Annotated in this window: 26 protein-coding genes; 7 read left to right on the forward strand and 19 right to left on the reverse strand. The window is 69.1% G+C overall.

The features are described 5' to 3' along the window. Positions 1-39 precede the first annotated feature (39 nt). From AC0LPE_RS19450 to AC0LPE_RS19465, 4 genes are all read right to left on the reverse strand, one after another. Positions 40-1,182, reverse strand: a complete 1,143-nt coding sequence (locus tag AC0LPE_RS19450) for a glycoside hydrolase family 76 protein (protein ID WP_490605021.1) — start codon at positions 1,180-1,182, stop codon at positions 40-42. Positions 1,183-1,259: 77 nt separating this feature from the next. Then, a complete protein-coding gene (locus AC0LPE_RS19455; protein ID WP_145692342.1) occupies positions 1,260-1,946 on the reverse strand; it encodes a TrmH family RNA methyltransferase in 687 nt (228 codons plus the stop codon). 2 nt (positions 1,947-1,948) lie between these two features. Then, on the reverse strand, positions 1,949-2,557 hold the full coding sequence (locus AC0LPE_RS19460; protein ID WP_490606372.1) for a hypothetical protein: 609 nt from the start codon (positions 2,555-2,557) through the stop codon (positions 1,949-1,951). A 59-nt stretch (positions 2,558-2,616) separates the two neighbouring features. Continuing rightward, positions 2,617-3,399: an SDR family oxidoreductase gene (locus AC0LPE_RS19465; protein ID WP_490605022.1), complete on the reverse strand. Its 783-nt coding sequence runs from the start codon at positions 3,397-3,399 to the stop codon at positions 2,617-2,619. Positions 3,400-3,466: 67 nt separating this feature from the next. On the opposite strand from AC0LPE_RS19465, the gene AC0LPE_RS19470 reads away from it, so the two are divergent. Further along, positions 3,467-3,907, forward strand: a complete 441-nt coding sequence (locus AC0LPE_RS19470) for a hypothetical protein (RefSeq protein ID WP_490605023.1) — start codon at positions 3,467-3,469, stop codon at positions 3,905-3,907. On the opposite strand, the gene AC0LPE_RS19475 is transcribed toward AC0LPE_RS19470, so the two are convergent. From AC0LPE_RS19475 to clpB, 9 genes are all read right to left on the reverse strand, one after another. Beyond that, positions 3,904-4,626 (reverse strand): lysoplasmalogenase family protein, encoded by a 723-nt coding sequence (locus tag AC0LPE_RS19475; protein WP_088898895.1) that lies wholly within the window; start codon positions 4,624-4,626, stop codon positions 3,904-3,906. The genes AC0LPE_RS19470 and AC0LPE_RS19475 overlap by 4 nt on opposite strands. Before the next feature lie 23 nt (positions 4,627-4,649). After that, positions 4,650-5,771, reverse strand: coding sequence for a galactokinase (gene galK / locus AC0LPE_RS19480; RefSeq protein WP_160876835.1), 1,122 nt, complete (start codon positions 5,769-5,771; stop codon positions 4,650-4,652). Continuing rightward, positions 5,768-6,883 carry a galactose-1-phosphate uridylyltransferase gene (galT, locus tag AC0LPE_RS19485; protein WP_160876837.1) on the reverse strand — a complete coding sequence of 372 codons (1,116 nt, stop codon included), beginning with the start codon at positions 6,881-6,883 and terminating at the stop codon, positions 5,768-5,770. Before galT ends, galK begins: the two co-directional genes overlap by 4 nt. 4 nt (positions 6,884-6,887) lie before the next feature. Then, positions 6,888-7,427: an orotate phosphoribosyltransferase gene (gene pyrE, locus AC0LPE_RS19490; RefSeq protein ID WP_016691489.1), complete on the reverse strand. Its 540-nt coding sequence runs from the start codon at positions 7,425-7,427 to the stop codon at positions 6,888-6,890. 86 nt (positions 7,428-7,513) lie between these two features. Continuing rightward, positions 7,514-8,101 carry a LemA family protein gene (locus AC0LPE_RS19495; protein WP_490606373.1) on the reverse strand — a complete coding sequence of 196 codons (588 nt, stop codon included), beginning with the start codon at positions 8,099-8,101 and terminating at the stop codon, positions 7,514-7,516. 159 nt (positions 8,102-8,260) lie between these two features. Next, positions 8,261-9,043 carry an SDR family NAD(P)-dependent oxidoreductase gene (locus AC0LPE_RS19500; protein ID WP_490605024.1) on the reverse strand — a complete coding sequence of 261 codons (783 nt, stop codon included), beginning with the start codon at positions 9,041-9,043 and terminating at the stop codon, positions 8,261-8,263. Positions 9,044-9,122: 79 nt separating this feature from the next. Continuing rightward, positions 9,123-9,782 carry a type III secretion system chaperone family protein gene (locus AC0LPE_RS19505; RefSeq protein ID WP_145692341.1) on the reverse strand — a complete coding sequence of 220 codons (660 nt, stop codon included), beginning with the start codon at positions 9,780-9,782 and terminating at the stop codon, positions 9,123-9,125. 29 nt (positions 9,783-9,811) lie between these two features. Next, positions 9,812-10,723 (reverse strand): hypothetical protein, encoded by a 912-nt coding sequence (locus AC0LPE_RS19510; protein ID WP_490605025.1) that lies wholly within the window; start codon positions 10,721-10,723, stop codon positions 9,812-9,814. A gap of 67 nt (positions 10,724-10,790) precedes the next feature. After that, on the reverse strand, positions 10,791-13,346 hold the full coding sequence (gene clpB, locus AC0LPE_RS19515) for an ATP-dependent chaperone ClpB (RefSeq protein WP_490605026.1): 2,556 nt from the start codon (positions 13,344-13,346) through the stop codon (positions 10,791-10,793). A gap of 269 nt (positions 13,347-13,615) precedes the next feature. Between clpB and AC0LPE_RS19520 the strand changes: the two genes are divergently transcribed. Then, entirely contained in the window at positions 13,616-14,776 is a 1,161-nt protein-coding gene (locus tag AC0LPE_RS19520; RefSeq protein ID WP_059384663.1) for an FAD-binding oxidoreductase, read from the forward strand. On the opposite strand, the gene AC0LPE_RS19525 is transcribed toward AC0LPE_RS19520, so the two are convergent. The 3 genes from AC0LPE_RS19525 to AC0LPE_RS19535 all read right to left on the reverse strand — a co-directional run bounded on the left by AC0LPE_RS19525 (position 14,757) and on the right by AC0LPE_RS19535 (position 16,611). Then, on the reverse strand, positions 14,757-15,323 hold the full coding sequence (locus AC0LPE_RS19525; protein WP_039585569.1) for an ester cyclase: 567 nt from the start codon (positions 15,321-15,323) through the stop codon (positions 14,757-14,759). The two genes, AC0LPE_RS19520 and AC0LPE_RS19525, sit on opposite strands and share 20 nt — an antisense overlap. 97 nt (positions 15,324-15,420) lie before the next feature. Then, positions 15,421-15,987 carry a hypothetical protein gene (locus AC0LPE_RS19530; RefSeq protein ID WP_006553007.1) on the reverse strand — a complete coding sequence of 189 codons (567 nt, stop codon included), beginning with the start codon at positions 15,985-15,987 and terminating at the stop codon, positions 15,421-15,423. A gap of 45 nt (positions 15,988-16,032) precedes the next feature. After that, positions 16,033-16,611, reverse strand: coding sequence for a hypothetical protein (locus AC0LPE_RS19535; RefSeq protein WP_059384650.1), 579 nt, complete (start codon positions 16,609-16,611; stop codon positions 16,033-16,035). Positions 16,612-16,749: 138 nt separating this feature from the next. Between AC0LPE_RS19535 and AC0LPE_RS19540 the strand changes: the two genes are divergently transcribed. From AC0LPE_RS19540 to AC0LPE_RS19555, 4 genes are read left to right on the forward strand one after another with little or no spacing between them, the layout of a single operon-like run. Then, positions 16,750-17,052 (forward strand): hypothetical protein, encoded by a 303-nt coding sequence (locus tag AC0LPE_RS19540; RefSeq protein WP_006553010.1) that lies wholly within the window; start codon positions 16,750-16,752, stop codon positions 17,050-17,052. Beyond that, positions 17,049-17,750 carry a hypothetical protein gene (locus tag AC0LPE_RS19545; protein WP_006553011.1) on the forward strand — a complete coding sequence of 234 codons (702 nt, stop codon included), beginning with the start codon at positions 17,049-17,051 and terminating at the stop codon, positions 17,748-17,750. The genes AC0LPE_RS19540 and AC0LPE_RS19545 overlap by 4 nt, the downstream gene beginning before the upstream one ends. Before the next feature lie 32 nt (positions 17,751-17,782). Continuing rightward, on the forward strand, positions 17,783-18,061 hold the full coding sequence (locus AC0LPE_RS19550; RefSeq protein WP_059384651.1) for a hypothetical protein: 279 nt from the start codon (positions 17,783-17,785) through the stop codon (positions 18,059-18,061). 55 nt (positions 18,062-18,116) lie between these two features. Beyond that, positions 18,117-18,641, forward strand: a complete 525-nt coding sequence (locus AC0LPE_RS19555; protein WP_490605027.1) for an AMIN-like domain-containing (lipo)protein — start codon at positions 18,117-18,119, stop codon at positions 18,639-18,641. A 99-nt stretch (positions 18,642-18,740) separates the two neighbouring features. Here AC0LPE_RS19555 and AC0LPE_RS19560 read toward each other — a convergent pair whose 3' ends face one another. After that, entirely contained in the window at positions 18,741-20,294 is a 1,554-nt protein-coding gene (locus tag AC0LPE_RS19560) for an AMP-binding protein (RefSeq protein ID WP_059384652.1), read from the reverse strand. 197 nt (positions 20,295-20,491) lie between these two features. On the opposite strand from AC0LPE_RS19560, the gene AC0LPE_RS19565 reads away from it, so the two are divergent. Then, positions 20,492-21,283 (forward strand): FAD-binding oxidoreductase, encoded by a 792-nt coding sequence (locus AC0LPE_RS19565; RefSeq protein WP_059384653.1) that lies wholly within the window; start codon positions 20,492-20,494, stop codon positions 21,281-21,283. A gap of 25 nt (positions 21,284-21,308) precedes the next feature. On the opposite strand, the gene AC0LPE_RS19570 is transcribed toward AC0LPE_RS19565, so the two are convergent. Both AC0LPE_RS19570 and AC0LPE_RS19575 read right to left on the reverse strand, forming a co-directional pair. Further along, positions 21,309-21,824 (reverse strand): hypothetical protein, encoded by a 516-nt coding sequence (locus AC0LPE_RS19570; protein ID WP_059384654.1) that lies wholly within the window; start codon positions 21,822-21,824, stop codon positions 21,309-21,311. Between the two features lie 29 nt (positions 21,825-21,853). Next, positions 21,854-23,566, reverse strand: a complete 1,713-nt coding sequence (locus tag AC0LPE_RS19575) for a 3-ketosteroid-delta-1-dehydrogenase (RefSeq protein WP_059384655.1) — start codon at positions 23,564-23,566, stop codon at positions 21,854-21,856. Positions 23,567-23,632 lie beyond the last annotated feature (66 nt).

Consider the following 23,632-nt stretch of genomic DNA (forward strand, 5'->3'; position numbering starts at 1 on the left):
CCCGTCGAACGAACGGGTCGGAATCCACCTTCTTCCGTTTCAGGACCGCGAGGCCGCAACAGCGTAGGCCGATTCCATGAGCATCCACCCGCCGAGCTGCACCGACATGTCACGTTCGGCGACGGCCGACTCGCGGACGGTGCCGCCCGCGAACCGCGCGACCGAGGTGCCCAGGCCGGGCAGCCGCGCCTGCCGCGACCAGTCGCGACCGAAGACCGGCAGCTCCTCGACCTGCAATCGGTTCTCCCAGGCGGCCTCCGCCGACGCCAGCACGATCCGTGCCGCGACGTTGCGGGCGCGGATGTCGTCACCGTCGACGACGGGCAGTGTCGTGGCGACCATCGCGAGGTAGCGGGCCAGGATCCCGTTGAACAGTCCCCCGTCGCCGCCTCCCCCGCCGGTGACGACACTGCATTCGGTGAGGTGATCGTCGACCGCGGCCACGAGCGCGTGGACCCTGCGGCGATGCCGCGGGTCGTCGAGCTGCAGGGCGAGCTCGGTCTCCAGGCCGAGGGTCACACCCTGGCAGTAGCTGTAGATCGCGCGTTCGTGCACGCCGTCGCGGATGCCGTCCAGGACGAGACCCGTCTCGGGGTCGAGCAGCACCTCGTGGATCCAGTCGGCCATCTCCTCGGCGCGGTAGACCTTGCCGGTGCGGGCGAGCAGCAGCGCCGCCGGACCGTTCGCGGGGGCGTTGAAGAAGTTGTCCCGCCGACGCCACGGGATTCCGCCGCCGCTCTCGGGTTGCCAGGCGTCGACGAGCTCGTCGACGAGGGTCGCGATCGCGCCGCGGTGGTCGACGTAGAGATGCCGTTCGGCCCGTTCGAGCGACAGGCCGAGCCACGCCATGTCGTCGTAGTAGTTGTTGGTCCAGCCGGTGAGGTTGCGGATGCGGTGGGTGCGCGCGAGCCGCACGACACGGCGCCGGCGGCGCGGGGTCGCGTCGCGCTCGGCGGCGTCGACGGCGGTGTCGATCAGGTGTGCCTGCCACCAGTAGTGCCAGGAGAGGAACAGTCGCTCACGTCGGACGGCGGGCCATCCGACCACCCCGAGCGCGGTGCCGGGCAGGGCCCAGAGACGACGGAGGTGCCGCGACACGATCGCACCCTCCGCGGCGTCGGCCCGCTCCGACCACCGGGCGGCCTCGACTCCGTCCGAACGCTGTCCTGCTGCGGTGTTCATCACCCTCCACACTGCCCGACCGGCGGCCGCCCCGACGACGGTCCGCGCGACTTTCATCCCGGAATGCGGGGCAGGTGTTACCAGGCGTCCGAGAAATCGGCGTGCTGCCGGATCCACGCGTGCATCGCGATCCCCGCGGCGACACCCGCATTGATGGACCGCGTGGAGCCGAACTGGGCGATGGAGACCGTCATCGAGGCGACGTTGCGGGCCGCTTCGGTGACGCCGGGACCCTCCTGCCCGAACAGCAGCAGGCAGCGGCGCGGCAGGGTCGCCGTCTCCAACCGGACCGAGCCGGGGGTGTTGTCCACCGCGACGATCTCGAGGTCCTGCTCGGCCGCCCATGCGACGAGCGCGTCGACGTCGGGGTGGTGGAGCAGATGCTGGTAGCGGTCGGTGACCATCGCTCCGCGCCGGTTCCATCGGCGTCGTCCCACGATGTGCACGGTGCCCACGGCGAACGCGTTGGCGGTGCGGACGACCGTTCCGATGTTCGCGTCGTGCGCGAAGTTCTCGATGGCGACGTGCAGCGGGTGCCGGCGACGGTCGATGTCCGCGACGATCGCCTCACGGGTCCAGTAGCGGTAGGCGTCGACGACGTTGCGCCGGTCGCCGTGGGCGAGCAGTTCGGGATCGTAGCGCGGATCGGTCGGCGGCTCGGTGCCGAACTCCTCGATCCACGGTCCGACGCCGTGCGGGTGCTCACCCCACTCGGTGGGGCCCGCCGCGTCCTCTACGGCCGGTTCGGAATGCGTGTCGGTCACCGTCAGAACGTCTCGTTCGAACCTGCTGCGACGCGGAAACCGTGGCCGGTGGCATCATTGGTGCAGGTCACGTCGGCTGCGGTGGTGGCGCACGTGTAGCCGAGCTGTGACAGCGACGATCCCGGCGGCAGGACGGGGCTCGCCCCGTCGGGCGAGAGGTAGACCGGTCCGCCCGAGCACACGAACTCGCCTTCGCCGGAGTCCTGCACGCGGATGCCGAGCCCCCAGTTGACCATGCAGTCCTCGGGGCGCGGCGGGATCGGATCGGTCGGTCCCTCGCAGCCCGCCTCGGTGCGGGTGGGCAGCCGGACGATGCCGCATTCGAAGGTGCCGTCGGGGCTGCTGAAGTAGTACGACTCGTTGCGCTGGTACTCGACCTGCGCGAGCGGAGCCGGTGCCTCCGGGGAGGTCTCCGGCTCGGGAGCCGGTTCGGTCGTCGACGGGGTCGTCTCCTCGGTGGTGCTCGGAGCGACCGTCGTGGGCGAGGTCGTCGAGGCAGCCGCCGAGGTCGTCGTCGACGTCGCTCCGGAGTCGGCCTCCGGCCCGTCCGCGGAGCCTCCGCATCCTGCGACGAACAGTGTCGTACCCGCGACGACTGCGACCGGCCACATCCGAATTCTCACGCAACACCCTTCCCGACGACGTGCGGGTGTCACTCTATCGAGCGGTGTCAGTGGCCGGTCAGGCGCCGGTTGACCAGGCGATTCATCCATCCGGGCGACACCTGGGCGAGTGTGGCGAGCACGGTCGCCTGCCGGCCCACGGGCCTGTGCACCCGTCCCGAGCGCCGCGTGGGGCGGGTCGCGTCGAACACCGCGCGGGCGACGTCGTCGGCGCCGAGGTTCACGCCCAGGGAGCGTCGCGAGCCGATATCCATCCCGTCGACCATGTTCGTGTCGACGAACAGCGGCCACAGCGCCTGCACCTTGATGTCGTGGCGTGCCCACTCGAGTTCGAGTGCTTCGGTCAGACCGCGCACCGCGAACTTGGTAGCGCTGTAGGTGGCGAGCTCGGGTTGTCCGTAGAGCGCCGACGCCGAGCACATGTTCACGATGTGCGCGCCGGGGGTGTCGCGGAGATACGGGAAGGCCGCGTGGCAGCCGAGGACGACACCGGTGACGTTGACGTCGACGAGCTGGCGGTGCCGACTCGCCGGGATGTCCTCGAACGGCCCGGACGACAGCAGCCCGGCGTTGTTGACGAGGACGTCGAGCCGACCGTCGGTGCAGAAGTCCTCGAGGGCGCGGGTCCACGCGGAGGTGTCGGTGACGTCGAGGGCACCGGTGACGATCCGTCCGGCGGTGATCGAGGCGCCCTCCTCGGCGAGGCTCGCGAGCCCCACGGTGTCGATGTCGAAGGCACCGACGCGGTAACCGTGACGGGCGAAGAGCAGGGCGGTGGAGCGACCGATACCGGCGGCGGCGCCGGTGATCACCACGCTGGGAACGGACATGGGATCACCCTAATCGCGGGCGGGAGCCGACGGCGCACAGCGGGGATAGGCTGGGATCGGAGAAGCTGTGAATCGTCGTATCGTTGCCACCGTCGCGTTCGTCACCGTGGGATATGTCGTCGTTCTCGCGTTGTGGATGCACCTGTTCCTGCCGATCTCCGAACCCGGCACCGAGGGCTTCCAGGTGGTCTTCCTCGTCTGCCTGTACGGCACCGTGCTCGGCCTGTCGGTGGCGCTCGCAGGTCGTCGCTCGGAGGTCATGCGCCGCATCGAACGTGAGGGCTACGAGGGATGGGCGACCATCCGTTCCGCGACACCGCTCGACATGACCTCGACCGGTCAACTGACGCGGCTCGACCTCGAGCTCACGGTGCCCGGATCGGAACCCTATCGCGGCACCGTCGTCTACGAGGTCGACCGCCGCGACCTGCACCGCTACGTGGCCGGTGAGGTCGTGAGCATCTGGGTGGATCCGCTCGACCGCGACCGGATCGTCCTCTACCCCTAGAGGTCCCGGCTCGTGAGAGCGAGAAGCCCTTCCACGAGCAGCAGCTGGGCCACGACGTAGGTGGCCAGCACGAATCCTTCCGCCGCCGCGCGCGTCTTCTCGTCCTTCAGCAGGGTGCGGCGCACCACGATCGATCCGTCGGACAGCGTGAAGATCAGGCCGCCGAGACCGAGCCAACTGCGCCGGTCGGCACCCGGCACGGGCAGACCCGCGCGCACTCGCGCACCGGGCGCGAGTGCGGGGTCTCCGGCGAGGGTCGCGGTGGTGGCGAGCAGGGCGCCGTATCCGGTCAGCGGCGCGGCCACCGAGCGGTTGCGGGCGGCGAGCAGACCGGCCGCACCGGCCAGAGCCCCGGCACGCTGCACCGCGACCGGCTTCGACACCCGCGCACCACGCCGGACGAGGATGCTCGAGTAGGCGGTCTGCATGACGCCGAAACAGGCTGCACCGCTCAGGATCCGACGGTCCTCGTCGGAGCGGATCATGGCGATGTCGCCGAGGGTGGCGGCCGCGAGACCCGCGACCAGCAGGGCGGTGTCGGCGCGATCGGTGTCGCGGGAGCGGCGCAGCACCCGCACGGCGAGCGCCGGTGCGATGAGCGGTTTGGCGACCCGCTGCAGCGTCTCGTTCCCCGACACTCCCCCGACGACGGTGGCGGCCGACACCGCCGCGAACACCGCGTGCTCGATACCCCACCTCGTGCGACTGAACCAACCCATGCGCGCACAGTACCCGGGAGGGGTCAGCAGCGGCGCGCACCGCCGGACGCCGTGGCGCGCAGGAAGGTCGGCGCCGGAAGATCGCGACGTGCAGCGGCGTGGGCGACGGCCTGTCGCACCGGGTCGACGCGGTCGTCCTCGCACAGCGCGATCGCCGACCCGCCGAAACCGCCGCCCACCATCCGGGCGCCGAGTGCACCGGCAGCGACGGCCGCGTCGACGGCGGTGTCGAGTTCGAGGCAGCTGACCTCGAAGTCGTCGCGCAACGAACGGTGCGACGCATCGAGCAGGGGTCCGAGATCCCGGATCCGCCCTGCCCGCAACAACTCCGCGGCCTCCTGAACTCGGGCGATCTCGTCGATCACGTGCCGGGCGCGGCGACGCAGGACGGGATCGTCGATCGGGTCCGCCGACGAGGCGTCGCGCAGGCTCTCCACACCGAGCAGTCGGGTGGCGTCCTCGACCTCACGGCGGCGCTGCCCGTACTGTCCGTCGGCGAGCTCGTGTCCGGTGCCGGTGTCGACGACCAGCACGGTCAGCCCACGGGCTTCCGCGTCGAACGGGATGTGTTCGCTGCTGCCGTCGGCGAAGTCGAGGAGCAGCGCGTGGCCGAGGCGGGCGTGGAGGGCGATCCGCTGGTCGAGCCCACCCGTGGGAGCACCGGCGTAGTCGTTCTCCGCGCGCACGCACGCCGCGGCGAGCCGGTCACGACCGTCGTCGTCGAGGGGCAACCCGGACAGGTCGGCGAGTGCCACCGCGACCGACGTCTCGAGCGCCGCGGACGACGAGAGTCCCGCTCCCACGGGCACGTCCGATGCGACCGCGATGTCCGCGCCGGTGAATCCCGGCGGGTCGAGCGTCCAGATCACGCCGGCGACGTAGGCGGCCCAGCCGTCGACGTGCCGGTCGCGCAGATCGAAGTCGACGCCGTCGAAACCGGAACTGCGCACGCGCAGCAGATGATCGGAGCGGCGACGTACCGCGACGACGGTGACCTGCGGGATCGCCATCGGCAGGCACAGACCCCCGGCATAGTCGACGTGCTCACCGATGAGATTGACACGCCCGGGAGCGCACCAGCAGCCCTCGGGTTCGGTGCCGAACTCGGCCGCGAACAGTGCGCGGGCGGTCGCTGCGAGTGTCATGGCGCCACCTCACGCAGACGTTCGGCGATCCGTTCGGGGGTGGTGTCGCTGATCCACGCGCCCATCGCGGATTCGGATCCGGCGAGATATTTCAGCTTGTCCGGGGCCCGCCGCAACGAAAAGATCTGGCAGAACAGCCGCACGTCCCCGCGAGGTGCACCGACCGGTGCCTGGTGCCAGGCGGCGATGTAGGGGGCGCGGTCGACACCGGGGAAGAACCGGTCGACGCGGCCGAGCAGGTCGCGCTGGACGGCGGCGAGTTCGTCGCGTTCGTGCTCGTCGAGGGCGGCGAGATCCGGGACGTCGCGGTGCGGGACGAGGTGCACCTCGACGGGCCAGCGCGCCGCGGCGGGAACATAGGCCGACCACGCGTCGCCGGAGACCACGAGCCGGGTGCCCGCGCGTCGTTCGGCGTCGAGAATATCGCCCTGCAACGACCTGCCGGTCCGCCCGCGATGCTCGCGGGCGCGGTCGAGCAGGGCCTGTGAGCGCGCCGGGACGAACGGATAGGCGTAGATCTGTCCGTGCGGATGCTGCAGTGTCACACCGATTTCCACACCCCGGTTCTCGAAACAGAAGACCTGCTCGACATCCGGCAGCTGCGACAGCGCGGCGGTGCGGGCGGCGAGCGCATCGATGACGGTGCGCGCCCGGGATACGGAGAGGTCGGCGAACCGGGCGTCGTGGTCGGGGGTGAACGCGACGACCTCGCAGCGGCCGGTCGCCGGTCGTCGCGGCCACAGACCCTCGTCGTCGACGAGATCCCCACCGGCCGAGGGCGCCCCGAGCGACGGGAAACGGTTCTCGAACACCACGACGTCGTAGTCGTCGGCCGGGATCTCGGTGCACGCATCGGCCCTGCTCGGACACAGCGGGCAGTCGACGGCCGACGGCAGGAAGGTGCGGTCCATGCGGTGCGCCGCGAAGGTGACCCACTCCCCCGTCAGCGGGTCGCGGCGCATCTCGGAGGTCGCCGCGACCGGCGGCAGGTCGCGGCGGTCGTGGAGGTCGCGGGTCGCGGCACCGGAGACGAACGGCTCGGTGTCGTCGAAGTAGATCAGTTCCCGGCCGTCCGCGAGATGCGTGACGGTCTGCCGGACCCGCGCCTCCACGCGGCTACTTGTCGTCCAGACCCAGGTCGGCGAGGCCGAGCAGGGAACGGTACTCGACGCCCTCGGCGGCGATGACCTCGTCGGCGCCGGTCGCGCGGTCGACGACGGTCGCGACACCCACGACGATGGCACCGGCCTCGCGCAGCGCCTTGACGGCGGTGAGCGGCGAGTTGCCGGTGGTGGTGGTGTCCTCGACGACGAGCACGCGCTTGCCGGTGACGTCCGGTCCCTCGATCTGCCGCTGCATGCCGTGTGCCTTGGCGGCCTTACGGACGACGAAGGCGTCGATGGGACGGCCGGGGGCGTGCATGACGGCGAGAGCGACCGGGTCGGCACCCATGGTCAGGCCGCCGACGGCGTCGAAGTCCCAGTCGGAGACGAGTTCGCGCAAGAGCTTGCCGATCAGCGGGCCGGCCTTGTGGTGCAGGGTCGCGCGGCGCAGGTCGACGTAGTAGTCGGCTTCCTTACCGGACGACAGGGTCACGCGGCCGTGCACCACCGCCAGCTCGCGTACCAGTGCTGCCAGTTCGTCGCGGTCACTCATTGCGTCCTCACCCGTCGTTCGGCGGCGCGACGCCGGTGCGGTCGCGCTCGTGTCGGGGAACGAGCCTAGTCGCTGCGGGTCGCAGGTCAGGCAGCGACGGTGTCGGAGGTCGCCTCGGACTCCGACCGGACGTCGTTCTCGACAACCTTCGCATCGACGGTCTCGTGCCTGCGGGCCGGCTCGGATGCGGCGACGGGCGCGGGCGCCTCGAACAGCACGACCGGGCCGACGGCCGCGAGCTTCGCGAACAACGACGTGGGGAATCGGCCGACCGCGGTGTTCAGGGCGCCACCGAGGTCGTTGTGCACGCGGACGGCTCCGGCGATGCGCTGCTCGCGGGTCTGCAGTTCCCGGGCGACCCGGATGAACGGCCAGTGGTTGACCCCTTCGAGGCCACCGATCAGCTCGTGGAGCGTCGCGGACAGCGCGTTCTCCGCACCGGCGCGCTCGGTGAGGCCGAGGCGTTGGTCGCGCACGCCGATGGCGAGCGAGCGGGAGCCGACGACGGGCCGGATGCGCTCACGTTCGACGCCGGCACCGGCCGACGCCGCGATGAGCGCGGGCACGAGATCGTAGCGGTCGTCGAGTTCGTGGAGGAGCAGGCGCAGGCTCTCCCGGTGGCGTTGCTGCAACGTCCGAAGACGGCGCACGCCTGTACGCAACCACAGCACCACCGCAACCACGACAGCAACACAGAGCACCACAGCCACAGACGTCACGCGCAGAAATGTACCGAGCGCACGAATCGCGTCGAAGACTGCACCCGGCGTGTCCTACACGGTGTATCCGTACCGTGATCTGGCAACACCCGCCGTCAGTTCGTCCGGCGACGATCAGGTGCGGCCGCGACCATTGCCGAAGGTGTTGGTCAGCTTCCGCACGAGGTTCTGCGGCACCAGTCGTCCCGCCGTGGCGAGCACCTTGTACTGCAGCCCGGGGATGCTGCGGACCTCGCCCTTGTCGAGGTCGGCGAGCGAGGTGCGCACCACCTCGTCGACGTCGAGCCACATCAGGTTCGGGGTGGACGACATGTCGATCCCGGCACGCCGATGGAATTCGGTGCGCACGAAGCCGGGGCACAGTGCCTGCACCCGCACGCCCGTGCCGGCGAGACCGCCCGCCAGTCCTTCCGTGAACGACACGACATAGGCCTTGCTGCCGGAGTAGGTGGAACCGCGCCCGGGCAGCAGACCGGCCACGCTCGCGACGTTGACGATGTCGCCCCGGCCCGCCTCGATCATCGACGGGAGCGCGGCACGGGTGAACGCGACGACCGAGGTGACGTTGACGTCGAGCTGCGCCTGCAGCAGCGCCGGATCGGCGGTCCAGAACTCGCCGGTCGTGCCGAAGCCGGCGTTGTTGACGAGCATGTCGACGCCGCGACCGAGGCGCTCGACGACGAGATCGCGACCGTCGGCGGCCGCCAGGTCGGCGACGATGATCTCCGATGCCGCCCCGAACTTCTGCTTCAGCTCGGCGGCGAGTTCGTCGAGGGCGGGACGGGTGCGGGCGACGAGCACGAGGTCGTAACCGCGACTCGCGAGGGTGCGGGCGAAACCCGCACCGATTCCCGAGGTGGGGCCGGTCACGAGCGCGACGGGGCGGGCGGAAGTCATGGCCGCCACACTAACGACACGCGACGCGCGCGACCACCTCTCGAGGATCTACCTCAGTGACAATTCTCGGCGTTCCGCCTCAGTGACGGGCGGAGGGCCGTCCCGGATCCTGCGACCCCCGGTCGAGTTCCTCGGGTTCGACGACGGGCGGCAGCACGTGGAGGATGCCCGACAAACGCGCGACGGTCTCGATGGCCGAGTCCCATTCGCGTCCGGAGCTGCCGACGGGGATCGAGCCGAGCGTCCACTCGCCTTCGCTCCACAGCATCTGCACGTGGTCGGGGATGGACTCGGTGAACGCGACCATCCGCTGGTCGCACACGCGTCGCGCGATCTCGAGGTCGGTGGCGAAGACGATGCGCGGGCCGATCGAACCGAGCAGGTTCATGTCGGGGTCCTTCGGCGGCGGCGTCGACTTGAGCCGCAGATCGATGTCGACGTCGGAGCCGACCTTGCGCCGGACCGCGACGATCGTCGCGGTCTCCTCGATGTCGAACAGGACGAACTCCTCGCCGCGGCGAACCCCACGGACGATGTCGATCGCGCCGAGATATTCCTGCTTGGCGAGCGCCGCGCGGTGCCAGGTGGACGGCAGGTGGTCCTCGGCGGAGGTGTACTTGTAGCCCTGCGCCTTGGCCCAGATCTCCCGGATACGACCCGACTGTTCCCGCCGCGTCCGGTCGACGTAGAGCAGCGCGACCGCACCCAGCAGTGCGACCGCGGCCAGAGAGAACCACATGACAGTCATCGTCGAGTCAGCCTAGCGGGTCAGCGGCCCGAACCACCGAAGGATGGGAGGGACGCGCTGACGACGGTCTCGGCGGTCATCCGTCCCTGCTCGACGGCGCTGCCGGTCGCCACGGCGGTCGCTCCGACCTCGAGGTTGTCGGCGGTGTTGCCGGTCAGGGTGATGATCTCGGTGTCGGGGGTGAGGACGACGGTGACCGTCGAACCACCGATGACGCCGAGGGTGATGCTGCCGCCGTCGTTCGCGGTGATCGTGCCCACGACCGCACCCGCGTCGCCCATGACCTCGCCGAGTCCACCCGGGATCCGGTCGAGAGGCAGTCCCGGGGCGGTCGGTTCGGGTGCCGGCGGAAGAGTCGCCGTCGGCGGAGGCACGACGGTCGCCGGGGCGCGATCCGACGCGACCCGCGAGGTGGAGTCGTCGGGCCGGCTGAGCAGGAACCCGATGGTGCCGCCGAGCGCGATGAGGACCACGGCCGCGAGCGCGATCAGTCCCCAACGCGGGCCGCGCGGCTTCCCGGAATCCGCGCCGGGCACCGGACCCGTGGGTGGCTGCCCGGGGATTCCCTGTCCCGGCGTTCCCGACCCCGGGCTCATCGCCGTCTGCGGGTTGGCGGGGTCGTAACCGGGGAGCATCTGCGTGGGCTGATAGCCGTGCGGGGGCGGGTAACCCGGCCGAGGCGGATACGGCTGTTGCGACGGAGGACCCTGCGGGGACGGATATGCCTGGGTGGGCTGGTACTCGCTCCCCTGCGCGCCCCACTGCTCGTAGCGGGTGTACGCCACCGTCGGGTTGGTGACCGGCCGCCCGTACGCCTCGGTCGGGTCGTCGGTGTGCAGCACGCGGGTCGCGTCGTCGTCCGTCCCGTTCGACGACTCGTCGAGTGCGTAGGCCCGTTCCTGCGGGGTGCGCGGATCCTGGGGATTCGTCATAACGCCTTCCAGAGTAGGCGCGCGCGGCCCCGGCGGCTCCTGCCACCGAGACCGCGCACGGGTGCCGTCAGGCGCTGATCACGAGGTGGTCGCCGTCCTCGCTGACGCCCACGTGGACGGTGTCTCCGTCCTTGATCTCACCGGCGAGCAGCTTCTTGGCGAGCTGGTCGCCGACCGCCTGCTGGATCAGGCGGCGCAACGGACGTGCACCGTACTGCGGGTCGTAGCCGCGTACCGCCAGCCAGAACCGCGCGGTGTTCGAGACGTCCAACGTCAGTCGCCGTGCCGACATGCGGTCGGCGAACTGGTCGAGCTGGATGTCGACGATCTTCTCGAGCTGCTCCTCCGAGAGCGGGTCGAAGACCACGACGTCGTCGAGCCGGTTGATGAACTCCGGCTTGAACGCCGCCCGCACCGCCGCCATCACGTGTTCCTTGTCGCCACCCGCACCGAGGTTCGAGGTGAGGATCAGGATGGTGTTGCGGAAGTCGACCGTGCGGCCCTGGCCGTCGGTGAGACGACCGTCGTCGAGCACCTGCAACAGCGTGTCGAAGACGTCCGGATGGGCCTTCTCGACCTCGTCGAACAGCACCACCGTGTAGGGGCGGCGCCGCACGGCCTCGGTCAGCTGACCGCCGGCCTCGTAGCCGACGTAGCCCGGAGGCGCACCGACGAGGCGTGCCACCGAGTGCTTCTCGCTGTACTCGGACATGTCGATCCGCACCATGGCGCGTTCGTCGTCGAACAGGAAGTCCGCAAGCGCCTTGGCCAGCTCCGTCTTACCGACACCGGTCGGACCGAGGAACAGGAAGGACCCCGTCGGACGGTTCGGGTCGGCGACACCGGCACGTGCACGACGCACCGCGTCGGAGACGGCCTGCACCGCGACGTCCTGGCCGACGACCCGCTTGCGCAGTTCGTCCTCCATCCGCAGCAGTTTGGCGGTCTCGCCCTCGAGCATGCGGCCGGCGGGGATGCCGGTCCATGCCGCGACGACGTCGGCGACGTCGTCCGGGCCGACCTCCTCCTTGAGCATCAGGTCACCACCGGCGGTGGCACCCGACGCGGCGGCTGCCGCCTCGAGCTTCTTCTCCAGCTCGGGGATGCGGCCGTAGCGCAGCTCGGCGGCCTTGCCGAGGTCGCCGTCGCGTTCGGCGCGTTCCTCCTCGCCGCGCAGGGATTCGAGCTGTTCCTTGATCTCCCGCACGGAGTCGATCGCGGTCTTCTCGTTCTGCCAGCGCGTCGTGAGCTGGTTGAGCTTCTCCCGCTCGTCGGCGAGTTCGGCGCGCAGCTTCTCGAGGCGTTCCTTCGAGGCCTCGTCGCTCTCCTTCTGCAACGCCATCTCCTCGATCTCGAGGCGACGGACGATGCGTTCGACGCTGTCGATCTCCTCGGGACGCGAATCGATCTCCATCCGCAGGCGCGAAGCCGCCTCGTCGACGAGGTCGATGGCCTTGTCGGGCAGGAAGCGCGAGGTGATGTACCGGTCGGACAGCGTCGCCGCCGCGACGAGCGCGGAGTCGGTGATGCGCACGCCGTGGTGCACCTCGTAGCGCTCCTTGAGGCCGCGCAGGATGCCGACGGTGTCCTCGACACTCGGCTCCCCGACGAGGACCTGCTGGAAGCGACGTTCGAGAGCCGCGTCCTTCTCGATGTACTTGCGGTACTCGTCGAGGGTCGTGGCACCGACCAGCCGCAACTCACCGCGGGCGAGCATCGGCTTGATCATGTTGCCGGCATCCATCGCCGACTCGCCCGTCGCGCCCGCACCGACGATGGTGTGGAGCTCGTCGATGAAGGTGATGATCTGCCCGGCCGATTCCTTGATCTCGTCGAGCACGGCCTTGAGGCGTTCCTCGAACTCGCCGCGGTACTTCGCGCCCGCGACCATCGAGCCGAGGTCGAGCGAGATGACGGTCTTGCCGCGCAGCGACTCGGGCACGTCCCCGGCGACGATGCGCTGGGCGAGGCCCTCGACGATGGCGGTCTTACCGACGCCCGGCTCACCGATGAGGACCGGGTTGTTCTTGGTCCTGCGGGAGAGCACCTGGACGACACGGCGGATCTCGTTGTCGCGACCGATGACCGGGTCGAGCTTGCCTTCGCGCGCCCGCGCCGTCAGATCGGTGGAGTACTTCTCCAGGGCCTGGTAGCTGGCCTCGGGGTCGGCGGAGGTCACGCGGCGGTTGCCGCGGACGGTCGTGAAGGCGTCGCGCAGGGCGGTCGGCGTTGCGCCGTGCCCGGCGAGCAGCTTCGCGACATCGGAGTCGCCACCGGCGAGGCCGACGAGGACGTGCTCGGTGGAGACGAATTCGTCGGTGAGTTCGGTGGCGAGTTTCTGTGCCGCAGTCATGGCCGCGATCGCCTCACGCCCGAGCTGCGGTGTGGTGGTCGCCCCGCTGGTCTGCGGAAGACGACGGACGAGGTCCTCGGCTTCCCTGCGGACCGCGGCCGGGTCGACGCCCACCGCTTCGAGCAGCGGGCCGGCGATGCCGTCGGTCTGGTCGAGCAGTGCCACGAGCAGGTGTGCCGGACGGATTTCCGGGTTGCCCGCAGTGGACGCCGACTGAAGTGCAGCGGTGAGTGCGGCCTGGGTCTTGGTCGTCGGATTGAACGAGTCCACTGCGCGCCCCTTTCTTTCTCGGTGCACTCCCGCGCAGGCGAGTGCCCCATGTCGATTCTGCACCCGATTCCCTGCACCGGGCAGGTCTCGGTGATGTCGAATTCTTCAACGGATCATAAGTTGAGTTTGTTCCACTCAACTTTCCTGAGTGTAGTGACTCTGAACACAAACCGCTTGCAGACTGTGACGGACCCGGCGGTCAGTGGCCGGGCGCCCTGCAACCGACTACAGTGGCGGCGTTCGCGCAGCACGGATACAGGGAGGATGGCGTGGAGGCTTTCGCCATCGCCCGGGTTCAGCTCAGCTTCGCGTCGATCATCGCCACCCCCACCGGAGCCGAACGGTTCGCGACGGCGTTCTACAACGCCATGTGGAGCGAGTCCACCGGCATCCGCTCACTGTTCCCCGCCGGCATGGAGTCGATGCGGCAGCGTTTCGCGACCGCGGTCGGCTGGGTCGTCGCCCGTCTCCACGAGCCCGGCACCGTCGACAGGTTCCTCGCCCAGCTCGCGCGCGACCACCGGAAGTACGGGGTCGAGCCGCTGCACTACCGCGTCGCGGGCAACGCACTGCTCGCCGCGGTCCGCGAGTGCACTCCCCTGATCCTGTGGACGGCCGCGCTCGAGCGCACCTGGGCCGAGGTCGTCGACGGGGTCGTCGATACGATGGCGACCGCCGCGGCCACCGACGACCTGCCCGCCTCGTGGGGGGCCACCGTCGTCGGCCACGAACGCGTGCTCCCCGATCTGGCGATCATCCGGCTCGAGGCCGACAGCCCGATCCCCTATTACGCCGGCCAGTACATGAGCGTGCAGATCCCGCAGCGCCCGCACATGTGGCGGTACCTGTCCGCGGCGATCCCTCCGAATCCGTACGGGCAGATCGAATTCCACGTCCGACGGGTCTCCACCGGATGGGTGAGCCCGGCGCTCGTCGGCGAGACCGCCGTCGGTGACCGATGGACGATCGGCCCACCGCTCGGTGGCCTGCACGTCGACCGCGAGAGCGGCCAGGACGTGCTGATGATCGCGTCCGGTACCGGACTCGCCCCCATGCGCGCCCAGATCATGGAGATGGCGATGCGCGGCGACAACCCGCGCGTCCACCTGTTCTACGGCGGCAAGTATCCGTGCGACCTGTACGACCTCGAGACGCTGTGGCAGATCGCCACGACCAACCCGTGGCTGACCATCGTGCCGGTGCTCGAGGAGAAGGAGAACCCTTGGTGGCACCCGGTTCCTGTGAAGGAACCGCCCACCGGCCTCAACCGGCCGATGTACGGCAAGCTCGGTAAGGTCGCCGGGCAGTTCGGCACGTGGGCCGACCGTCAGATCCAGATCGCCGGGTCGCCGTCGATGATCCGCACGACGCTGTACGCGTTGTCGGCGGCAGGCACCCCGCGTCAGAACATCAGCTTCGACCCGCTCTGATCTGCTTGCGCAGCTTCCGTGCTGCGAGAACGTTCCGCGTCAGCGAGATGGGGTTCGGTGGCACCCATCCGGCCTGCTTCGCCATTCCGAGATCGTCGCGTACGGCCCAGTGCTCGACCACCTTGCCGTCGGCCACCCGCAGCCAATGGGTCTGCCGCACCGAGAACCGCTTCCCCGTGGGCGCGAACACCTGATCGACGCGCCCGTACTCGTCGTAGGTCACGAACGGACCTTCGTGCCGGGCCGACATGACGGAGTCGACGACGACGAGACCGTCCTCCTCCACGACGTGCCTCACCTCGAACCTCAGGTCCGCGAAGGCCTCGCGCAACCACAGTGCAGTCGCGAAGAAACCCTCGGGCCCCGGCGCTCTCGCGGCCGGCGGTTCGTCCTTCGCCTCGTGGTTGACCGCATCGGCGGACACCACCTCCTCGAAGACGCTGCGGTCACCGTCGACCATGATCATCATGGACCGCACGGCGAGAGCCCTCTTCTCCTCCGAACCGAGTTCCGAGGTGGACGCCGGAGTGGAATGTTCGATCTTCACGGCACTCTCCTGCCTGTGAAACGAGACGATCGACCCCCGGTTCGAGTATGAACCGGCCGGTCGGGAAGTCAACGCCGCAGGAGAAGGGAAACGGTGGCTACATCCGCTGCGCCGCGACCGCCCGCGCGAACTCCGGATGCGCCTGCGAGATGACGAGTTCCGAACCGTCCTCGGCCACGGACATTCCCAGCGACGCCCGCTTCGGTTCGAGCACCCGCAGGGCGACGTAGATCGGGAGGAACGACAGACCGAAGACACTGAGCAGCGCGAGACCGTAGATCTTGGGAGCGCCCTGCACGAGCGCGAACACCAGCGCGAGGAAGATGACGCCGAGGACCGTGCAGGTCGCGGCGGCGGCGATCTGCCACCGCGTGCGGACGGCGACGCAGCGAGCGCACACAGGCCAGTCCACCGCGGCGACCTGCACCGTGTAGGCGGCCTCGAGCGCCGAACCGAACCGGTTCGATCCCTGGCGGGGCTCCGACGCGTCGGCCGCGACCGTCACCCGGACACGTCCGGTCTCGGGCTCTCCGTGGCGCGGGCAGATCGGGGGGATGGGATCGATCGGTCGCATCGAACCGTCTCCGAGCGTGCTCGTCGCTCCCGAGCCCGGATATTCGACTGCCAACCGCACCTCGACCCGCTGGGCGTCCCCGTTCACCATGCGAGGGAGTATGTCAGGCCGCACTCCCCGGCGAAAGCCGAGGATCTATCGGCCGCGTCGCCTCTCCGTCTCGGCCACGAAATTCGGGTGGGCGTACGCGACAACGAGGGCCGACCCGTCGATCGGAGCCTCGAAACCCCACCAGCCCTGACGCATCTGTCTGACGAAGATCGCCGGGGTCGGAACGAGAATGGCACCGAACACCAGCAGTGTCGCCACGCCGGGATGTTCACGCCCCAACCCGATGATCGCCATATTCACCACGGCGAGCAGACAGAACAACCCGGCAAACAGGAACAACTTGATCGCCCATCGCGCCACCCGATCCACCCGCACACAGCGCGCACACATCGGCACGTCGAACGAGATGTGGCGCGGTACGTGCTGTGCGCGGGCGCGCCAGGTGCTCGCCTGAGCTCCGGCCTCGGTGCCGAGGATCCGAATTTGACCACGGGTGTGCCGAACCTTCCGGCTCGTGGTGACCCATGTCCTCACTCGTTCGATCTCCGGCACACCGTGCACGGGACACAAGGGCGGAAGTGGATCCTTCACGGTCAGCAGGGGGTTCGATGCTCCATCCGGCGCCGACTTCACGTCGTCGCGGCACTTCAACTCGAAACGCACATGTGCACGGTCCGATTTCGTGATCCCCCCATGTTTCACGCCGAGCACTGTAGCGGGCCGTCTGGAGGCGCGTCGCCATGCCCTACACTCTCGTCCGATCACGACAGGGGGGATGTCTTGACACAACCGTATCTACACGTGGATCCCGACGATCTGCGCACAGCGGCACGCGATCTGCAGGATCTGGCCGATCAGGCCGACAGCGCGCGCCGCTACGTAGACCGATGGCTGACGGCACCCGAGATCGGGGGGTTCGTCTTCCTCGACGTCGCCGAGCGTGTGCATACCGTCCGCTCCCGGCTGACCTCGCTCTACGGGGAACTGGGCGTGGCCACCGACCGGGCTGCGACGGCGATGACCGAATCCGCACGGACGTACGAGGACACCGAAGTCGCCACTTCGACACAGTTCGAGCGCACGAACCCGGACGTCGGCTGGTGAGCGCCCGTCCCGATGAAGCGCTTGTCGAACCCACCGCCTCCGATCCCATACCGGACCTGCTCGAACGCACCCTCGGCTTGTACTACCTCTCCCCGAGCTTCTACGTCGCCGAACTGTGCAAGTTCGTGGTGGGTACCGATCCGTGGGCATGGGCTGCCCAGTACTACGCCGGGGATTGGGCGACAGTGCTGCGCGCGAGCGATGCTGTCGACAGACTCGCCACCTTCCACCGCGAGTACGCGACCGCCGTCGAGGAGGTCCACGGCACGGTCGCCCCCTGGAGTGGGTCGGCCGCACACGCCGCAGGGTTGTACCTCACCGATCTCGCGGCCGTTCTCGACGAGCAGGCGCAGGCCGTCCACGGCATCGGTAGGCAACTCGAACAGGTAGCCCTGGCCATGTACGAACTGAACCAGGCCTTCGCCGAAATTCTCTCCGTCATAACGGATGCCGCAATCATCGCCCTCGTCAAGTGGGCCGCGGCGGGTGTCGTCGGCGCGACCGGGGTCGGCGCCATCGCCTCCGTGGTGGTGGCGGGCACCTCACTGCGGGAACTCAAGCTCATCGCCGATTCGTGGAGCCGAGCGATGAGCATCCACACCGCCGTATGGACGACCGTCCAGGGATCCATGGGATTGCTCGTCGGTCACCTCACACAGATCGAGAACATCGAGATTCCCACCCTCCCCGCAGTCTAAGCACCACGGTGCCGCACAGAAATCGAGAAGACATGGACGAACCCGAGATCGTCGTCGACGTCGCGCGCGGCGATGCCACCCTGTCCCGCGAGATCGTCACGTCATTGCGGTCGATCGCCGACGCCACGGGCGACCCGGCCTTCGCGAAGCTCGTCGAGCAGGTGACGTCGGGTGAGCTGGGGGTGCGGGAACTCGCCGGTACAGAAGTGTTCTCGTCGATGCTCGACCGTCTGGTCGCCCCGGTCCTCGAGTCGCTGAAGGAGACGACCTTCGAGGATCTCGTCGAGGAGCGTCCCGACCCTCATATGTAACGCAGATCACACTTCTTGCGATGATCCATCATCAGCCACACACAGAGGAACGGACATGAGCAGGATTCACGTGTGGCTCGCGATGATCGTCGTCATCGCGGGGATCGGGCTGACGGGCCCGACCGCGTCGGCCGCAACGCCCTATTGCGGCATCCACTGGGGTTCGCTGGACAAGGTGAACCCGACGATGGTCGCCTCACCGTTCACCGTCGTGCGGGCGGGACAGCACGAGTGCTTCGACCGGATCGTCGTCGATCTCGCCGGACCGGCCGCGGGGTACCGCGTCGGCTACGTCCCCGCCGTCCACGAGGACGGATCCGGGTTCGAGGCTCCGCTGCGCGGAGGCGCCTACCTCCAGGTGGTCGTCCTCGCGCCCGCCTACTACGTACCGGCGAACCGGCGCGAGGTCGTCGACGTGAGCGGATACCGCACCCTGCGACAGGTGGCGTGGGCCAACAGTTTCGAAGGCCAGACCACCCTCGGTGTCGGGGTACGGGCCCGGCTGCCGTTCCGGGTGTTCACCCTCGACGGTCCCGGTAGCGGTTCGCGGGTGGTGCTGGACGTCGCGCACCAGTGGTGAGGCAGGACAGCGGCATTCCGAATCCACGAGTCCTGGTGACAAACAGCCGGCCCCGGCAACCACGACCGGTTGCCGGGACCGACTGCCACGCGAACGGGGTCAGCGATAGGACGCCCGCAGCGTCTTCTTGTCGAGCTTGCCCAGCGGCGTCAGCGGCAGCGCGTCGAGGAAGTCGACCGACTTGGGCGCGTGCACCGAACCCTTTGCGGCACGCACCTTCTCGATCAGTTCCTCGGCCGGCACCGACTGACCGTCGCGCAGCACGACACACGCCTTGACGGCCTCGCCCCACTTGGTATCCGGCACACCGACGACGGCCACCGACGCGACCGCCGGGTGCGACGAGATGACGTCCTCGATCTCGCGGGGGAAGACGTTGAAGCCTCCGGTGACGATCATGTCCTTCTTGCGGTCGACGATCGTCATGAAGCCGTTCTTGTCGGCGCGCGCGACGTCACCCGTGTGCAGCCATCCGCCGCGCAGCGCCTCGGCGGTCTCCTCCGGCTTGTTCAGATAGCCCTTCATCACCAGCGGGCCGCGCACACAGATCTCGCCGAGTTCGCCCTGCGGCACCTCGTTCAGGTCGTCGTCGAGCAGACGGACGTCGAGCCACGGCACGGGGCGACCACACGACGCGAGGCGGCTCGGATCGTCGGGGAGGTGTTCTTCCTTGCGCAGCACCGAGATGGTCATGCCGCATTCGGACTGGCCGTAGAACTGGAAGAAGACCGGGCCGAGCCGCTCGATCCCTTCGCGCAGGCGGGACGGCGACATCGCCGACGCACCGTAGAACAGGGTCTCGAGGCTCGACAGGTCGCGGCTGTCGAAATCGGGATGGTCGAGCAGCATGTAGATCATCGTCGGCACGAGCATGGTCGCGTTGATGCGATGCTTCTCGATCGCTTCGAGCACGAGCGCAGGATCGAAGTGCGGCAGCACGTAGAGGCATCCGCCGCGCAGGAGCGTGGGGACGAAGAACGCCGCACCCGCGTGCGAGAGCGGGGTGCACACGAGGAAGCGCGGCTGCTCGGGCCACTGCCACTCGGCCATCTGGATCTGATTCAGGGCCGCGCCCGAACGGAACGAGCCCATCACGCCCTTCGGCTTCCCGGTGGTGCCGCCGGTGTAGACGATGGACGAGGTGTCCTCGATGTCGACAGGCGCGGACACGAGGCGCTGCTCGGTGAACTCCTCGGACAGGGCGAGGATGTCGGTGCCCACCGAGGACGGGCCGAGGGAGAACAGGTTCTTCAGGGTCGGCACCTGCTCGCGCAGCTCCGCGGCGCGTTCCTCGAAGTGGCGGGGATCGAAGATCAGGGTCTCGATCTCGGCGTCGGTCGAGATGTACTGGTGGTCGGAGAGCGAGCCCATGGGGTTCAGGGCCGTGTTGCGGCAGCCGGCGACCATCGTGGCGCCCATCGAGATGAGCACCTCGGGCCGGTTCTTGGACAGCATCGCCACCGCCGATCCCTGCCCGACCCCGACGGACGCGAGCGCCTGCTGGAACCGGCTGATGGCAGCGCGCATCTCGGCTCCGGTGAGGACGACGTCACCGAGGTGCAGGGCGGGCCGGTCGGCGCTGCGGTCGAGCGCGGTGATGAGGAGATCGGGCGTGAATGCGGGGCGGTAGAGGTCGGCGTACTCCTCGGGCATGGTCGTCCTTCCGGTGTGCTGTGACGGTCCGTTGTGTGACGTCACCGGTCGGCGTTCTCCGCTGTGGTGACCATCACCTGCCGTTCGTCACGATAACCTCTCGATGCCGAAAACTGAAACACGTTCCACTCTGCCTTTTCGCCGATTTCTCGCCTAGAGTCTTGGGCACGTCACAGCACACCACCGGGGGATCACGCATGCAGTCGGCCACGCCGTCACCGAGCGAGACCGAAACGGCAGTCACCGCAACCGTCGTCGAACATCATCGGCTCCGGCACGACCTCGTCGTCGTGCGTCTCGAATGCGACGACGCGATCGTCGATTTCCGCCCCGGGCAGTACGTCGACGTGGCCGTGCCGCAACGTCCCACGCTGCCGCGTCGCCTCTCCCCCGCGCTGCCACCGTCGCTGGACGGCAAGCTCGAGTTCCACGTGCGCACGGTCCCGGGTGGCTGGGTGAGCGGCGCGATCGTCGCCGACACCCAACCGGGCGACGTGTGGCAGATCGGCGCCGCCCGCGGCGGCGACCTCCACATCGACGACACCGGCCGCATCGTCATCATGGTGGCCGGCGGCACGGGCCTCGCGCCGCTGCGGTCGTTGATCCTCGACACGGCGCGTCGCCCGGATCCGCCCCGCACCTTCCTGTTCACGGGCGCCCGCAACCCGCGCGACCTGTACGCCGCCGACATGCTCATGCTCCTGTCGGAGGCGCTGCCGTGGCTGACGGTGGTGCCGGTCGTGGAGACCCTCGAGATCCCCGACATCCCCGACCCCTGGTTCGATCGCATCGCCCCGCGCATCGACGAGTTCGGACCCGACCCCGACGAACTGCTCGAGGGCAGCGTCGACGAGGTCGTCACGTCCTACGGTGCGTTCGGCGACCACCAGGTGCTCGTGTGCGGCCCGGCGGCCATGGTGCGCACCACCGCTCAGCGGCTGATCGAGACCGGTACCCCGGTCGAGAACATCCGCTACGACCCGTACTGAGTGCCCCGGCGCACCGGCCGGCGCTCTACGAAGCGGCCGCGGTCACCCAGGCACGGGCGACGACCGACCCGGACGAGTCCGTGCCGACGAGCGCGACGTCCTCGACGTTCTCGTGATCGGTGCGGTAACGCTGCAACACGGTCACCGACCAGGTCGGTGATCCGGGACCCGCGGAGTGCTCGTAGAAGCGCATCCGGAGCCGCCGCACATCGGCGAGGTCGAACCGTTCGACAACCGAATGCAGCAGTTCGTCGGCGTACGGGGTGGGCACACCGTGCTCACCGCCCGGACGCGCCGATCCGGACACGAAGACCTCGGCGACGACCCGCCCGATCTCATCGACGTATCCGAGTGTCCGGTCGAGCCGGCCGGACGCCTCGTCACGGTTGTCGCGGGCCCGGCAGGTCAGCGCGTCGGTGGTGGGTGGCGCGAAGAACACGACGTCCACTTCGTCCACCGGGCCGTCTTCGGGACGGGGCCCGGCTCCCCAGAGGGACAGCACGGTAGGGAGGGAACGGACGTCCCCGTTCGTGATCGTCACATGCCCTCCCTACCTCTCGGATCGTCCGCTCAGGCGACCGGTGCGTCCGACGATGCTGCGTCGCGTGCCGCGATGTACCCGAAGACCAGGCCCTGCCCGATGGTGGCGCCGGCACCGGGATAGCGGTGGCCGAACGCGTTGGCCGCGGTGTTGCCGATGGCGTAGAGACCGGCGATGGGGCTGCCGTCCTCGCGGAGGACCCGCGCCCGTTCGTCGGCGCGCACGCCACCGCACGTGCCGAGATCGCTCAGCGTCATCTTCACCGCGTAGAGCGGGCCGTGCGTGAGGGGTCGCAGGTTCGGGTTCGGCTGGACGGTCGGGTCACCGTAGTAGCGGTCGTAGGCACTGCCGCCACGTCCGAACTCGGAATCCGTTCCCGCCGCCGCGTCCTCGTTGAACTTGCCGAACGTCGCGGCGAAGGTGTCCACCGGCACGCCCATCGACGCCGCGAGTTCCGCAGCGGTGGTGCCGCGGTGGGCGATGCCCGCCTTGTACCAGGCCTCCGGGAGCGGCTGGCGCGGGAACACCCCGGCCGCGAAGACGTAGCTGTTGCGGTACTTCTGGTCGAAGACGATCCACATCGACTCGATCGGATCGCCGGCACGCTCGCGTTCGAGCACCAACTGTCCGAACGACATGTAGTCGGACGACTCGTTGGTGAACCGGCGTCCCGTCTGGTCGACGATGAACGAGCCGGGCAGCGAACGCTCGGCGAGCATGACCATCGGCGGCTTGCCCGGGCGGGTCGGCGCGACGGCGGGGAACCACCAGGCCTGGTCCATGAGGGCGAGATCGGCACCGACCTCCTGGGCCGCCTTGATCGCATCGCCGGTGTTGGTCTCCGCCCCGAGGCTCTCGTGGTCGAGCAGACGCTCGGACTGGAACTTGCGGCGCATCTCCATGTCGTGGTCGAACCCGCCGGCGGCGAGCACCACCCCGCGACGCGCGGTCACCGTCACCTCACGTCCGTTCTGCGCTACGACGGCACCGGTGACACGGTCGCCGTCGGTGAGCAGACGCACCAGCGACGTCTCGGTCCACACCGGCACACCGGCCTTCAGCACACCCGCGAACAGTCCGGCGGCGATCGCCTGTCCACCGGCGACGTATTCACGCTTGACGGCGAGACCGGCGACACCCTGGGCGAGCCGCTTGAAGATGCGCGGAAAACCCTTGTGCGGCACGCGCAGCATGAGGTTCATCCACTTGTAGTCGGCACCGGTGGTGGGCATCGGCAGGCTCGCCTCCATGAGGCCGGGACGCAGTCGACCGCGCTCCTCACCGAGGACCGACAGGTCCAGGGGCAGGCACTCGCAGCTGCGGCCGACCGCCGAACCACCCGCCAGTTCGGGGTGATAGTCGGAGTAGCCCTCTGCCCAGAACAGCTTCATGGGGGTGGTGCGCTGGAGCATCTCGACGGTGGCGACACCGTTGTCGACGAAGGCCTCGCCCCGCTCGACCGGCGCCGTGCCGTCGACGACCGTCCGCACGTAGGTGTGGCCGCGCTCGATGGTGTCGCCGCTTCCCGCCGCGTCGAGTACCGGATTGGCCGGCACCCAGAACGCACCGCCGGAACGGGCGGTCGATCCGCCGACGTAGGCCGATTTCTCCACGATGAGGGCGGACAGGCCCGCCTCGTGCGCGGTGAGCGCGGCGGCCATGCCGGTACCGGACCCGATCACGAGCAGGTCCACGGTCGTGTCGCGGGCTGTGGTCACGGCCGGTACAGGGGTCTTGGCCATCGACTGTCTCCTTCACATCGTTGTCTTCCGGACGGTATGGCAGCTCCGGGAGTCGTAACATGCGTG

The organism is Rhodococcus sp. S3 (genome assembly GCF_058211795.1).